This window comes from Pseudomonas sp. NFACC08-1, from assembly GCF_900106735.1.
GTDB classification, from domain to species: Bacteria; Pseudomonadota; Gammaproteobacteria; order Pseudomonadales; family Pseudomonadaceae; genus Aquipseudomonas; species Aquipseudomonas fluorescens_Q.
Genome location: NZ_FNNL01000002.1, coordinates 20548 through 33507 on the forward strand (window position 1 = coordinate 20548; position 12960 = coordinate 33507).

The window sequence follows — 12960 nt, forward strand, 5'->3', positions numbered from 1 at the left end:
TGTGTGGCGCCTTGCTAACAAAACGTTACCGTCAAATACCACTTCTAGCCGAGCCAGCCCTTACTGTCTCACTGTTCCACAAGCCTACGCAGTTCGCATTGCTATAAATCATCCATATTAGCGTGAGGTCAGCGAAGGCTCGTAAGTCGAGTAGTAACTTGGCATGCAACTGACGTCTTTGCAGCAGGTCAGTTGTCCTTTGATGAGCACTGAGGGGGCGCTTTTGGCCGAACGCAGCCTGTGACTAAGGGCAGCTCCTGGCCGACAGCAGACCGTCGCGATGAACTGCACTACGCAACGAACCACTGGGCGACTGTTCAAGATAAAAACTGGTATAAAGTTGCCGCAATTCATCAAGTTAACTGAGCGCCACACCACCTAAATCGGAAGTTCGCGCTCAAGCGGTGGGATGGCGCTTTGAAGACCAGTCTGTACCACATCTAGGCTTTGATCATCGCTTGTCGAGCACCTCGATCAAGCGCTGGAAGCGCTCCAGAAGGTCATCGTAAGTGAGAATCTTGATATCTGACTTTGCGTTATGGATCATCAAGGTGTCTTTCTGCTCCTGCGTCAAATCCTTAGAGCGCCCGATCACCACCATACCTTCTGCGGCATAGTTGCCCGCCAGCCACTGTGGCAGGTTACTCGCGTTGTTATGGATCTCCCTGATCCAGTCCTGCACCTGCTGCGCTGCGTGGGTCACCTTGTGCCGCTGGCTATTGCGCTTGGTGAATATCTGCGCGCTGTGGGGTTCGAGCTCCACCAGCACAACACGCTTGTCCGATTGGCGGTATTGCAGCACCAGGTCTGCACGGTATTTGCCGATGCGAACTTCGCTGTAGACCGCTGCCACATGGGAGTCCAGTACTTGGGTGTGCTGCTTGAGGAAACGGTGCAGGTCTTTTTCACGCGTGCCGACCCGGCCCAATAGCTGGCACAACTCAATGAAGTTGCGCTCAAACCTTGCCGACTGAGAGACCTTTGGCCCCAGCGCTGTTACCTTGCGTTGCAGCAAATGTTGCTTGTCGACGCTGCCCCGGCGCGAGCGATTGTCCCGGCGAGTGACGCCTATGGGCGGTATTAGCTCGCGCCCCCCTACCTCCATTACCTCGGCAAGCGGCTGGTCGAAGGCACCTACAATCACTGCTTTCACCCGCGTCAGACCAAGCGCCCTGCATGCCATATAGACGATATAGTCGTCGTCCATGACCAGCGCGCCGTTCTCTTCGTACAAAAGGATATCGGTGGTTCTAGCATGGGTGATGAACCGGCTAATGTCCTCATCCGGGATACGCAGTGCATAGTCAATGTCCCGAGGCTGCACAATGGCAAGGTCTACCCTGACCCGCGTGCACGCCACCTTACCATGGTAAGCACGGGTGATGAGCTGCACCAGGTACGGGTTGTCGCGGGGGCGGTCCTTGCGGTTATCGACGATCGAATTCAGCGGCAGTACCGGATAAAGGTATTTCTTGTATTGATACAGGCATTGCAGAAGGAAGATTATGTGCGCCACCTGCACGGCGTACTCGCGCTCGAACCGGACCCAGCCTTCTTCCGTGCACATGGAAATGAATGGCTCCGGTCGAGTGCTCGATAGCTGCAGGTTCAATTGCCCCACCTTGCCAGACAACCCTTCGCGCCCAAAAACCGTAATTTCGAACAGAACTCCGCCATCCACCATTTCCGAGCGCCTAAATAGGACGCCACAGGGCCGGCCCTCGAAGGTGGAGGAGACAAAGAACTCGCGATCCAGCTTTAACTTTTCTAGGCGATGAAGATCGCGCAGTACTTCGTCGGGGGTAGGCAACTCCGAATCGGCCACCACCAAATCTTCGTTGATCACGAACATCGCACGGGCTATATCGCCGATTAAGGGATTCTTGCGATAACAGTTACGCACCCAACTGACGATCTCATTGACATCGGGCGTACGATGCTCGCCTTGCACGATTTCACGCAGGGTGCCTTGGCGGACCTGCTGCAGCATGGGTTCGGTACCAGGTGGAAGGTCGTTTTCGCTAAGCGATAGCCTGGTATCCGTTGCCAGCGAACCGTCCATGTAATGTGCTTCCAGCTCTTGCATCCGGGCTTTCCTTAGGTGTTGAACGCAGGGTGCGAACGCCATTAAGGTATCACTTCTGCCACCGCCTGCTACATTGCCGACTATCCTTCGCGCTAGGGTCGTAGTTCGGTGAGAGGATAATTCTGAAAAATAGCCGAACCAGCATACAACAGGGGGCGCATCCTCTTTTGGCCGGTCGCCGTCGTTCATCAACGGCGGCGACCGGCCAGAAGCAGACGCTGGTCTGAGCCTGGTTTAGCAATACAAGCTGCTACCAATACTGCTGAGCCTAGATCGCCAATACGATTAATAACGCTCTGGATTCCACGGGATGTTTTGCAAAAAAGAGCTGCGAGCATCTAACTCATTAAGCTCGCAACGCAATGCAGCAAGACTTATCCAGGCACTGGCTCCTTCCGATACCCCGCCATAGAAACTGCAATGCTCGTGCACATACGTTTTCCATGAGGCATGTTCTTGCTCGAACTGCTGCCGAGTGGCGCGTACGTCATCCGAGCTTTCAGGAGCTTTTGCCAAAGAATCCGCGTACAGATGCTCGACGGCAGCACGCTTTTGAACGGCGAGGTGCTCCATGCATTGCGTGACCTGCAAAATACCGTTGCCGGCGGCATCACATGCCTTTTGCTCAATAGCGGCGCCCCATGCATGGGAAATCGAGACGGTCAGTAACATAAAAAGGCGTGATTTCATTGGGTGAATGCCAAGGTCGTATGGATTGAAATGCTCCAACGACCCGCATTGATCAGGTGTGATCATCTACCGCGCGGAATACAACAGAGACTTAGAAATCGGATCGTGGCGAAAGACAGACATTTTCTAAAGACGAGGACTGAACGCCGTTAGTAAAAAGTTCACAAGACTTCTCGATTGCAGAAGAAACCAGCCCGAGGCAACGTCCGCTTCTGGCCCAGAGCGTGTAAAAACGCTTTGTCAAAAATGAAGTGCGCGCGTCTACGTGAAATCTGAAATTTATCGGCACGTCATCAGATGTGGATTTCGCCCAGATTCGCGATTTCCAGTCCTGTGTTGTGTACCTGTCGCGCTCGAAAATATTTTTACACAGCCTCGGCCGAACGCAGTCGTCTGCGCATCTGCTCCTCGTTGATCTCTGCCTATAAAGGATTGCATAGTCGCCTAAATCCGGTACTGGCCCCAGCTTTGTTAACCCGTCCGGCTAGGTGGGGATGCAAAAAATGTGGCGTTTGTGATCTGCTTAATGCATGACCGTGGATGAACCCGGGCAGGGGCACCTTAGCTCATAATGTCGGAAGCCCGGGGCATGTGTCGGAAAACGGGCAATGATTTTCTAATACATGCTTTGAAAGGCTACAGGAGTGGTTTCGCTGAAAACTGAGCCTTATGCTCACGGGCCATTTTTCAGGAAACGGTCTCAATGCAAGGAATGCAAAACATAAAACTGATCTCACTCCTCATCTTCCCACTGATAGCTGCCTGCACCACCCCTGGACCAACAGACGCTCCTGACACACCCAAGCGGCTCCTGACCCAGCCAACAACCATCGACAACTGCGCAGTCGGCTGCCCATCCGGTGGAAGCGATGTTACGCTCAACCGGCAGGCCTATACGCTAAACAACAACGGCTCTACGAAGTTCGCGAACTGGGTCGCTTACAAAATTACCAAGGAAACCCCAGCCAGCGGGCGTCCGCGAAACTGGAAAACCGACCCAGACGTTCCAGCTGACCAAACACTGAACCCAGTCGATTACAACGGAGCCAGCGTAGCCCTAAAAATAGACAGGGGCCACCAAGCGAACCTTGCTTCCATGGGGGCGGTATCGGATTGGCAAACGCTGAACTATCTCACCAACATCACGCCTCAAAAAATGGACCTGAACCGAGGCGCATGGGCACGCTTGGAGGATCAAGAGCGCAGCCTTAGCAAGGCACCTGATGTTGATGCCGTTTATGTGACCACCGGCCCTCTGTACGAAAGGAACATTGGCTCGCTACCAGGCACAAACAAAGTCCACACGATCCCAAGCGGGTACTGGAAGGTCATCTTCACTGGTAGCACGCCCGAAAATGGACTGTACGCAGCATTCATCATGGAGCAGAGCACACCGCGCTCCGCCAATTTCTGCGACTTCCGGGTAACGGTGTATGAGATCGAGGAGCGCTCGGGATTAACGTTCTGGAGTGCATTACCTCAGGACATCCAGACAGAGCTGAAAGCGAAGAAAGGGCAGTTGTCTCAGAAAATCGGCTGCAATGCGACAGCAGAGCTATCCAACAGCTAAAGCCGCATAGAAAACCACCTGTCATGAACAGGTGGTTTTCAGTACGTCTAAGGTGATCGAAAGATCAGTGAAGAAATTTCATAGCCGTGAGAATAATGCCAACAGCAGCGGACGTGATGACACCCATGCGGATTGTCAGCCTCACGTCGGCTTTTGCAATCTCAGCCGTTAACCGGTGTTCGAGATTAGCGAGATCACTTTTGGTTGCGAGAAGGGTATGCATGTCAGACTCCATTGCTTCGATCACGGCATGGGCTTTCTGCTCAGGGACGTTGATCGACATCAACGCTTGGTACAGAGCTAGGTCCATTTTCATTAAGGCCTCCAAAAAAATAGGGCCTTGTCCCACGACGGGAAAAGGCCCGTCGTGGGTGAGAAATACTGTGTTTCCGAATCGACCGTTAAGTCGACCTAACCGCACTGCAGGAAACGAAGCGGTCATTGGGAGGGATCCTACGGATAATCTCCGTAGCGCCGTCTGAAAGATCCTGGCGGCTGGGCATGTAGCTGACTTTGTCAGCAAAACGCGTACATAAATTGCTTCCCTGGCGGCCGGCTGTCAACCCAAAAACCGGTTACCGAGTGTTTCCTAAAGTTGGAGTTTTGCGTTTCCTTGGCATCGAATCCAGCAGCTTGAGGTACGGGTTGTTCAGCGCCAGGTCGTTCATGAGTCCTTCGTGCGACTTGAGTAGGTATCCGTACAGTCTTCGGGTTTTGCGGGCACCACTGACTTCACAGATCCAGATGTTCAGGTCGTTGGGTTGCTTCCGATGCAGCTTCAATTCCTCGAACCGCTTTTGAATCCACTCCCAATCCAAAAGTTTTTCTTTCTTGGCAATGCGTGCCAGATGGGGATGTTCTTGGGCATAGCGTAGGAAGACACCTGGGGTCACCAAATAGAGAGTGTCGCTGACTGTATGCACCAAGGCGTTGGCGTCGTTCATGATGATTCGGTGAGATCGCAGCCCATTGGTCAGCCACTCCATGAAATGGGCGCCGGACAGCTCAACGGATTTGCTGTCCCGGAGAGACGCATCAGATGGCGAATAGTCAGCCTCTTCAAATGGCGGGGCGAAACTCTCGGGTATTGCCGGAGGCCCACCAAAAAGGTCCATGAATGAATCGAGTGAATTCGGTGCTGATGAATCCATCGCGATTGAGTTTGATGGTGGGGAAGGGGGCATGTGCGACCCAGCCGACGATTCCCTGGCTGAGGGAGGAGCTTGATGGTGGGTAGAAGCGTCGTCGGAGAGTGTTGTGGGGCTCTCTAGCGGTATGACCGCCACCGAGCCTGTGAATACGTCTGGACGCTCTTCACGGTCCCAGATCATGGCTGGGGACAGCTTTAGGAACGTAAAACTATGGGACCATCCTGTTTCGCTGGTGACGGTCGCTTTCCAGATGGCTTTGCCATTGGTGTTGGGGAGGGCAATGCCGTGCTCCTGGAGCACATTGAAAATGGCGATGTTTTGCTCCGGAATCCCATCAACACCTTGCGAAAGCAGATGAGCGCGTAGTTTGTCTGAGACGGTTTTACTGACCAGCCAGAGGGCTTCTTGAGTAAGCCAGCCATCTGAAGCTTGAGGCTGATTGAGCTTGAGTTCTTCGCTTAGCAAATAGCGCAGACCTTCCAACAACTTACGTTGCAGAGCATGTTTGGGGGCTGCCATGGCCTTGGTAGGGTCACCGCCGAGTGCTTGAGCAACTGAGGCCTGGTCCGCTTTTGAGATCAGGATACCGAGCTCGCCCGCATGTTCGTTTTGTCCTGCACAGTTGAACATCAAAGCTGTCCATAGCTCAGGGAAGGTGCTGAGCCAATCCATTATTTCGCTGTTCAGAATCTTATGGATGAGCACTCCGCCTACAATGCCGTGGAGTCGGTATTGGCGGTTTTTTTTATAGAGCGCACGGTAGGGGGCTGAGAGTGGACCCTGCCAGGGGTGCCAGATACGGCCGTCACCATACTCGACATGCACGTCTACAGCGACCTTGCCCAGGTCATGGCCCAGGGCCGCGTATACGAGGGCGGCAGTCCAGGCCTCAGCCTGGATGATTTGTACTTCAGGCTGAGCACCAGAGGGAAGCAGGTAAGATTGCCTTAGCTTCAACGCGTAGATAACGACTTCAAGCCCATGATCAAGCATGCCGCCGGGGTATGCGTGATGATGACTTTCAGAGGCGGGAAGGAGCTGAACCAGTTCGGCGTAGCGGCTGATCGGGTCGAGGTAGATCTCGTTGAATTGTGGGCGGGAGACGGCGGTGTGCTGCCATATTAGCCTCAGCAGTTTTTCCCGGCGCGGTGTGGCCAAGAGAGACTTTGCTGACTGAGGACGTGTCAGTCCTGCAGGTGCCGTTGGCTCGGTTGGATCGATGTGTTTTGGAGCGGGTCGTGACTTGCGATGAAACAGCGAGAGCATGATTGATCCTTTCGACTGGGTTTGCAGGAAGGCCTTTTCTGCTTTTCGGGTAGGGCCTTTCCCCTTCTGCTCCATTCCCTTGGTTTACCCCTTTTTCCCATTTACCTTTTGAGGGAACGGTAGGCTATGGAGCTGCCATTTGATCCCTTTGCACAGCAGGGGGCACCACGGGCAAAGGAGATGTTGATGAGCGAGCAGGAGCAATCTTCGGGCGCAGAAAAATTCGGCAATTACCTCGGACGATGCTGGAAGGGGTACTCGCGGATTCTGGATAGGTTCTCGCGTTGCCTACAACGCGCGGGCGTCCCCTTTGTTCTGTGTCGGATGATTGGGGTGAGTTTGCAGGCCGTTGTCTTGGTTGCTCTGCTGTGCGTTGCATTTTGGATAACCATAATTGGCATGTTTGTTTTATTAGGAGCTAGCGGCCTATTCAGCCCTCGCGGCACAGACGATTTGAATGCCGATTGGAAGAATGGACCATCAGGCTTCGGCATTTATGATCAATCTGGCGTGCGAATAGATCCTCATGATCCAGATGATGTGTCGTAGTTATGATTTGATTTTGTTCCAAGCGATGTTTGCACCTTTTGCACCTTGTGATTTCGCATCTGAAGAGCCCTGGGCAAGACCTTGAACCAACCCGCCTGCGCGAATACCTATCCACGAAAGTGCAGTTATCCAAAATGTCGGCAACATTATGAACAACGCTCCCATCACATAATTCAGCAGCATGTCTCCGAAGGAGTTGTTCGCGCCTAGGAGTACGTTGAAATTGCTGTGGGGTGAGTTCCAGCCGTAGAGGGCGTCGAGGATTGTGCTGTCGAGCCAGCGTGCGAGCTGGAACCAGAAGTCGACGAAGAATAGGGCGAATTGCACGCAGCTGATGGTGAGCAGTGCTTTGAGCTCGTAGGTGCCGATGACCAGGATCAGTGGGATGCTGATGGTCAGCGCCATCTTCAGAAAGGACAGCACCATGGGCAGGGCTTGGCGTACGACATCCATCGCGGGGAAGTACGCCGTTGCACCTACGGTCAGGCCCAGATCTGAGGCTAAGCGTGCGGTCAGGTTGGAGGCACTCATGTCGATCTGACCTGCGTAGCTGGAGTAGACCTGGCCCTGGTTCAGTGTCTGCTGACGTGGTGACGCCACGGATCGAACAACGGCGTCCTCGGCTTGGGCCATGCTGAGGAAGCGTGCCCACTGGGTAAGTCGAAACAGTAGATTGGGATCGACCTGCCGCAGCAGCCTGCCCCGTAGTCCGTGACCGACATCTGACCACCACTGCTTGCAACTCGGATAGCCGCCACCGCCCGGAACCTGCAAGAGGCCTGCATCACGTGCGCTGTTGTAGGGCCAGCGGCTGCGAGGTGTTTTCGAGCGGTACGCGTCGTAGTAACCGTGGGTCTCGAGCAGGTATTTTGAGCCAATCCAGTTGATGTCATCCATCAACGCTTCGCTCAACGTAGGCCGGTTCATGAACAGCTTGGCCCGGGCTGGGCCGTAGCAGTCTTGGCTAAAGTCAGCCACTTCCTGAGCCAGGAGAGGGTCGTCGATGCGCGCTGCATCGATGTCGATGCGTATCTGTCGCAGATCCGTCCCACAAGGAATAGCCGCAGTGGCTCCCCCCGTCAGTGCTTTGGACAACGAGTGCATGAAGAACCACCACACAGGTACCTTCGCACTTTGGTTGTTGAGCGTGGTGAACGTGTTAGACCAGCGCGTGTCCTGAGGTGTAGCGATGCTGACCTGGCATTGTGTAGACCGTGTGTCATCAAACTCGATGGTGTTCAAGTCCACATCAATGAACGGCACGCCCGCGAACATGATCACGACGATGGCGACCCAAACCCGATTTTCGATACGCAGCGAGGAGAGCACCCCTTTGTTGCCTTCGTCAGCACCTTCACTACGGGCCCTGAGCCACTCCTGAACGATGATCGCCAGGAAAGGCAGGGTGAAGACTCCGCTGGCGACCAGCATCTCCCATATCCCGTTGTTGACGATCCATCCGACCAGGGTGAGGTAATACTCCAGATAATCGTTCGTGTAGAGCGTCATGGGCGTGTCCAAGGCCGGCTTTCGTCGGTGACGGCTAACAGCTCAAGCAGGGCGAGGACTCCAATGGCGGCGACCTCGGCGCACAGCAGGCGTCGATGCTGTTCGGCTGTGAGCCCGCGACGGGTCAGGCGCCGACGCATTCGGTACCACGCCACCGCAGTTGCGCCGTATAGGGTCAGCCGCCAGATCAGCAGAGCTGTTTTGTTCCTGTCCAGCCAGGAGTACCAACCGTTCAAATCGTTGGCCGCTTCCAGGGTTAGCAATCCGACGACGATGAATGCCAGGCCAAGGATGACGCCCCATAGAACCAGGTGACCGATTACAAGCCGTGTCTTTGATGGACGCATCATCGAGATTGCCCCTCCGGTACCGTCTGCTGGATCAGATCCAGGCGGTTGCGGACGGGGTCCCCCTGATAAACACCGCGAGAGGCAGCGGCGCGTTCACTCTGACGCTGGATCAGCATCATGGGTGAGTTGCTCGCCAGGGTGCGACGCAGCTCGAGTTCGGTTTTGAGGTTGTTGATTTCCTGAGTCAGGGATTCGCTTTCGGTGTTGATAGCTTGCTGAGCCAGTTGGTTGGCCGCCACGTTGGGCTCTTTGCGTCCGGTGAATAAGGTTCGTTGCAGCAGCAGAGCTTTTTCCAGGACGCTGGAGAGGGCTATTTCTGAGGCAAGACGTTTTGCCAGCAAGTCTTGATCAGGTTCATCGCGCAGTGCTTCGATGACGCCGCGGGTGATGGGCAATGATTGGCTGCCCGCTGCCATGAGGTGTTCGGCGGAGGTGGGCTTGCTGCCTTTGATCAAGGCCTCAAGGACTTGCAGCTTGGCTTCGTATTCCTCCTGGATGAGTGGAGTGAGGCCTACGCCAGGTTTGGTTTGAGTTTTGGTGCAGTTGTCGCAAGTCTGGTGTTCTCGTTCCCCCAGGACACGGGTTGCCCAGGCTTCGGCCTCCTGGGGTGACGACCAGGTCTGGCAGCTTAGGCGGTTGCCGCAGCTGTTTTTGGGGATAGGGGTACGGTTGCCGGCGTCACGGCCATTAAGCAAATTGAAACCGGCGCGGGTGACGTCGGAGACGACTTTGATGGGCGGCTGTCGTCTGCCTCCAGCCGACTGACCTCCAATCCAGGGGACGCCGTTGTTGCCTCGATTTGCCTCGGCCTGCTCAACCGCCGCAACGGCGTCGTGGTTTTTGACGGTATGACTCAGCGCCATCCCTTCGGCCAACTGCCCCCAACCGAGCTGGCCACCGGCGATATCGGCCATCCGTTCAGCGACAGCTCGGCACGTCGATTTGGATCGGTCAAAGTCCAGCCGTGCTTGGAGAATGCCGTTGGTGAGCAGATTGTAGAGACCGGGGTCAGCACGCTGGATGATCAAGGCAGGGAGAGAGGCGACTGCGCTGGTAGCGTTCTGGATGATGTTGCCCATAATGGATTTGAAGCCGCGTGTGGCACCGTTGAGTTGGTTCTGCAGCGTGGTGTCCAGGCTCATGTCGCCACAGATCAGGTTGGTGTCCCAGCCGGCCCCTACCGAAATGCTGTCCATGGACGCCGATCCCCCCATGGACACCGCGCGTCCGCCGCCAACGCTGTAGAGCACATCGTCTCCAATCGAACCGCTGTGATTGATGCCTTCTTTGTTGATCTGGGTTTGAGCGGCGTATGCGCTGTGGGCCGTGAGAAGCAGGGTAGTGATGACAATACTGGTGACGGAACGAGGTGAGACTGGAACGCGAAAGTGGGCTGTTTTCATTCGCTTGCTCCCGCGAAATCGGTACTGCCCAGGAAGATCTGCCCCTTGCGTTCGCAGCAGCTGTAAGGCCGCCAGAGGGCCCAGGCGTAGTCGCCACGAGGTGATTGAACATGCGCAGCGTTGTTAGGAAAGACAACGCAGGTTGGGGATTGGCTGGGCATCAGCTCTTGCCATTTCCCGGTCCTTGCGTCGCTTTCTTTCAGCGGGCCGGCTGGCCAGTACCCATCCCGCTTGGAGCCCAGAAGCGGCTGGTATACATGTGCCTGGCCTCGACGGGTGACGATGTCTCCCGCGCGTTGAGCGACAACAGCAGCGCTTTTGTGGTCGTCGACACCATGCAAAAAACCTCCGCGAGGATAGACCGCTCCCCACAGGTTCCCGGCAGCGCGACTGCCGATCTCTCTCATGCCCGGCGTGACAGACTCAGGAAAGACCAGCTCCGGAATGTTGTAACGCCAGGCAACGCTGTCCAAGGTGCTCAAGAAGTAAGGCATCAACAGCTGCCCAGCACCTGGGCAGGAGTATCCAGACTGACCCGCAAACTGGCTGAAGGTCGCTCCGCCAGGATGACCGATGACATCGGCATTCTTGAATTTGGCGAGGTCATTTTCATGGCTGATGCCTGCACTACCATCGCCGCCGCCCTGGGCAGAGGCATTGGCTGAGCTCATGGCTCGGACCTCCGTCCAAGGGTTCTCGCCAGTGATGCTGTAGCTCGACACCACTGCGTCAGGGACATAGTGGTGAATCTTCGAAGAGGTTTTCACGCTGCATCCGAATTTGGTACAGAAGAGCCAGTAACAAATGCCTACCACGCGATAGGCAATGCAATCTGGCGACAGGCTGGACGCAGTGATGGTTGCGGTATTCAAAGCGTGTGCGGAGAGCGGAATTCCGGCGGCCAGGGGGATGGCAATCAAACGGAAAATTTTTGAGCGGTGGTAGGGCATGGATTGATCCTGTGCAGGGTTATCTGCGCAGTGAATCAGCGCTCGGAAACCCATACCCGTGAAAATCGGATTCAGCCGCATCCCGTATAGGTGTTAACCCAGAAAAAAAGCGCCCTGAAAGGGCGCTTCGACTAAAAGGGAACTGACAGATTCGGGCTGTCCGATGATTCAGATCAGACCAGCTTCTGCGAAAGAGTAGGGTTCACCTTCTCCGATGATGAAATGATCCAGAAGACGGACATTGAGTCTTGGCAGCAGGTCGCTTAGCACCTTAGTGACTTCGTGATCGCTTTGGCTCGGCTTCGTTTCGCCGGAGGGATGATTATGGGCAACGATAATGGCTGCACAGTTGTGTTCCAGAGCACGTTGCAGGATCCGTCTCGGATACACACTCACCGAATCAATCGTGCCGTAGAACAGCGTTTCGTAGGCTATTACTCGATGAGCCGCGTCTAAAAATAATGCTGAAAACACTTCTTCGGTTTCCCCTGCAATCTGGAGCTGTAGGTATCGGCGAACATCATGCGGTCTTTCGAGGTAAGGACCGCGCTTGAACATGCGCTGCTCGAGGATGGAGATCGCATTTTCGACCAGCAGGTCATCATGATTAGAGGGCTCATTCTCTTGAATGGAGGGCTTGGCCGGTGGAAAAACTGTTGTCATGGGAGGCTCCGTTGACGAAAAGAGGCTCCCGTCCCAAAGGGCGGAAACCCCAAGGGACTGTATGAGATAGAAGACCGAGCTGACTCGGAAGGGAGAAAGGTGCATCCACCACCGCTTGAGCGGAGATTCGCTAAAAAGGATGCTCAGCGAATGATTTTGGTCTGCGCAGTGACGCTGCGCCGTAGCCTTAAGGACCAGAGCTACCTGGGCAGTTGCTAAGGGTGTCAGAGGTGACACGTCGTTGCCGGATCATTGTTATGAGAATGAAGGTCGCTGTCCCGATTTAAACCGTCCTGACAGCTCCCCACTTTTTCATTCGTACTTCAACGTCGTCTCCCAGCTCGATCACGCATGTGGCGTGGGCCTGTATTAAGCGGAGGAATGCTCATCTGGGTGTCTGGCATGCGGTCAGCTAGCCTGTCGCTTCATTCTCAAGCTTTCCTTGGCCACTGCTGAGTGGAGTGCTTCCGTCAAAAGATCCGCAAGTCGTAGAGCCACGTCCTGCTCCAATCTTCTGATTGTCCCCGTTCTAGGGGTGGCGCAACTGATAGTTTTTTCAGCGATACGGAGCGAGGAGATCACGCCCCATAGGTACCCCTCCAAGAATTGATTATCAAAGAGGACACGGCTTTCAGGCGCTTCCTGATAGTCCCAGTCAACTCTGAAAAACTTCCCGTCTTTAGACACTTCGATTTTCGGCAACGATGACTCTGAAAGATACGCTTTTACTCGGCTCATTGACTGACCTCTTGAAGGCTTGGGGGCATGAGATT

Annotated in this window: 12 protein-coding genes; 2 read left to right on the forward strand and 10 right to left on the reverse strand. The window is 54.9% G+C overall.

The window, feature by feature from the left end:
* Positions 1–451: 451 nt before the first annotated feature.
* Both BLU76_RS03910 and BLU76_RS03915 read right to left on the reverse strand, forming a co-directional pair.
* Entirely contained in the window at positions 452–2086 is a 1635-nt protein-coding gene (locus BLU76_RS03910; protein WP_092148164.1) for a Shedu anti-phage system protein SduA domain-containing protein, read from the reverse strand.
* Positions 2087–2371: 285 nt separating this feature from the next.
* On the reverse strand, positions 2372–2842 hold the full coding sequence (locus tag BLU76_RS03915; protein ID WP_092148161.1) for a lysozyme inhibitor LprI family protein: 471 nt from the start codon (positions 2840–2842) through the stop codon (positions 2372–2374).
* A gap of 637 nt (positions 2843–3479) precedes the next feature.
* Here BLU76_RS03915 and BLU76_RS03920 point away from each other — a divergent pair.
* Entirely contained in the window at positions 3480–4346 is an 867-nt protein-coding gene (locus BLU76_RS03920; protein WP_092148158.1) for a DNA/RNA non-specific endonuclease, read from the forward strand.
* Positions 4347–4410: 64 nt separating this feature from the next.
* Here BLU76_RS03920 and BLU76_RS03925 read toward each other — a convergent pair whose 3' ends face one another.
* Together BLU76_RS03925 and mobH are read right to left on the reverse strand one after the other, a co-directional pair.
* Complete coding sequence (locus BLU76_RS03925; RefSeq protein ID WP_063321941.1) at positions 4411–4662, reverse strand: hypothetical protein; 252 nt, start codon at positions 4660–4662, stop codon at positions 4411–4413.
* A gap of 259 nt (positions 4663–4921) precedes the next feature.
* Positions 4922–6763: a MobH family relaxase gene (gene mobH / locus BLU76_RS03930; RefSeq protein ID WP_092148206.1), complete on the reverse strand. Its 1842-nt coding sequence runs from the start codon at positions 6761–6763 to the stop codon at positions 4922–4924.
* Positions 6764–6889: 126 nt separating this feature from the next.
* Here mobH and BLU76_RS03935 point away from each other — a divergent pair, with 126 nt between their 5' ends.
* The gene (locus BLU76_RS03935; RefSeq protein ID WP_092148155.1) at positions 6890–7312 is read left to right on the forward strand and encodes a DUF3742 family protein; all 423 of its coding nucleotides are present in this window, start codon (positions 6890–6892) and stop codon (positions 7310–7312) included.
* Here BLU76_RS03935 and BLU76_RS03940 read toward each other — a convergent pair whose 3' ends face one another.
* The 6 genes from BLU76_RS03940 to BLU76_RS03965 all read right to left on the reverse strand — a co-directional run bounded on the left by BLU76_RS03940 (position 7313) and on the right by BLU76_RS03965 (position 12925).
* On the reverse strand, positions 7313–8821 hold the full coding sequence (locus BLU76_RS03940) for a conjugal transfer protein TraG N-terminal domain-containing protein (RefSeq protein WP_092148152.1): 1509 nt from the start codon (positions 8819–8821) through the stop codon (positions 7313–7315).
* Entirely contained in the window at positions 8818–9171 is a 354-nt protein-coding gene (locus BLU76_RS03945; RefSeq protein WP_092148149.1) for a hypothetical protein, read from the reverse strand. Before BLU76_RS03945 ends, BLU76_RS03940 begins: the two co-directional genes overlap by 4 nt.
* Entirely contained in the window at positions 9168–10574 is a 1407-nt protein-coding gene (locus BLU76_RS03950) for an integrating conjugative element protein (RefSeq protein ID WP_092148146.1), read from the reverse strand. Before BLU76_RS03950 ends, BLU76_RS03945 begins: the two co-directional genes overlap by 4 nt.
* Positions 10571–11524 (reverse strand): TIGR03756 family integrating conjugative element protein, encoded by a 954-nt coding sequence (locus tag BLU76_RS03955; protein WP_092148143.1) that lies wholly within the window; start codon positions 11522–11524, stop codon positions 10571–10573. The genes BLU76_RS03950 and BLU76_RS03955 overlap by 4 nt, the downstream gene beginning before the upstream one ends.
* A 168-nt stretch (positions 11525–11692) precedes the next feature.
* Positions 11693–12187 (reverse strand): RadC family protein, encoded by a 495-nt coding sequence (gene radC / locus BLU76_RS03960; RefSeq protein ID WP_092148140.1) that lies wholly within the window; start codon positions 12185–12187, stop codon positions 11693–11695.
* Between the two features lie 408 nt (positions 12188–12595).
* Entirely contained in the window at positions 12596–12925 is a 330-nt protein-coding gene (locus BLU76_RS03965) for a hypothetical protein (protein ID WP_092148137.1), read from the reverse strand.
* Positions 12926–12960 lie beyond the last annotated feature (35 nt).